Source organism: Bradyrhizobium sp. LTSPM299, from assembly GCF_000938235.1.
GTDB lineage: Bacteria > Pseudomonadota > Alphaproteobacteria > Rhizobiales > Xanthobacteraceae > Bradyrhizobium.
The window spans coordinates 1-1436 of the sequence record NZ_JYMU01000054.1 but is presented as its reverse complement, the minus strand read 5'-3'; the positions used below and the strand labels follow the sequence as shown (position 1 = coordinate 1436).

1 protein-coding gene is annotated in these 1436 nt (G+C 68.9%); it reads right to left on the bottom strand.

Annotated elements, in window-relative coordinates; all coding sequences use genetic code 11:
• On the bottom strand, positions 1 to 1436 hold a 1436-nt coding region (locus UP10_RS28080; RefSeq protein WP_050043828.1), incomplete at both ends, for a DUF3363 domain-containing protein.

Genomic DNA, 1436 nt, shown 5'->3' with positions numbered 1-1436 from the left:
CCGGCCCGGCGCAGGGCTTCCAGCCGGCGGACATGGGAGCGGACAAAGGCCTCCGGATCGCCCCCGATACGGTCGATGGTCACGCGTGCCCGCTCCAAATGTTCGGACGGGCGATAGATACCCCCTTGGCCTGCGACCTCCACGATATTGCGGTCGGTGGCACGTGGCCCAGGAGGGGCGGAGCCGGCCGCGACGATCATGCCCCGACCGACGTCTTCTGCGCGACCGGCATCCATCTCGATGTGATGCACGCGGCCGTCCACCCCATCGATCACCAGGTGGACCCGCTCGCCCATCTCGTCCCCGCCAAGCCCCTTGTCGAGTACCCGGCCGACGATGCGCTCGGTCGTGGTCTCGCGGTGCACGACGTAGTGCGCCGGATGCCGATCTCGGACCAGGCCTTCGCGTTGCAGCGCCCGGTGCATGGTCTTGATGATGTCGCCGCGCTCGCCAAGCTCCCGCAGGGTCGGCTCGGCCTTTGGCGAGACAATCCATTGGCCGGTCTCGAGCTCGGTCGCCAGCCCCATACGCTCCAGCTTGCGGGCCCGCTCGATCAGCAGTGCTCGGTTCTGGCGGAGCGTATCGCGCATGTCCAGGTCGGGGCGCAGGTCGGTAAACTCCCTGCCCTGTTGCTCGGCAATCAACATCCGGTCGAGCCGGGTGAAGCGATCCGCATCCACCTCCCGCTCAAGCTGGTTGGCCACCTCGAGCTCGGTCTGCCGGCCCAGTTCCCGGGTCACGATCTCGCTGGCCCGTTCGCGGACGCCATGGGCGATATAGTCGCCGGCAATGTTGAGGGTCTTGCCGTCGTCGGTGATGCCGCGAACGACGATGTGGCTATGGGGGTGGCCGGTGTTGTGATGATCGACCGCGATCCAGTCGAGCCTGGTCCCGAGGTCGGCTTCCATCTGCTTCATCAGATCACGGGTGGTCTGGCGCGGGTCGGCCAAGTCCCCGCCGTCCTCGGCTGAGACGATGAAGCGGAACTGGTGCCGGTCCTCGCGGCCCCGCTCCAGGAAGGCGCGGCCGTCCTCCACATCGCGCCCGGCCGAATAGACCTGGCCCTTCTCGCCATCCCTGGTCACGCCGTCCCGTTCGAGATAGCGCAGATGCGCATCCACCGCCTTGGCGCCGGCAAACTGCCGCCCGCGGACGGCGCCGCGCTGCGGGTTCAGCTTGACCACACGCGCCTTCACGGCCACCCGCCGTGAGCGGGTGCGTCCGCCGCTTCCGTCCCGGCTCCACGCACTCCGATCCTTCAACGTCAGCGCCGCTGCAGCGCCCCTGCCCCGCGCATTGAACCGGCCGCCGCCCTTCCCGGTGTCGCCAAGTCGGCTCGGATTGCCGCCTGCTCGCCGGATCGCCTGATGGACCTCACCGATGAAGCTGATCGGGCGTCCACGCGCACCGCCGATCCGGCGCGCGGTTGTCCGCCC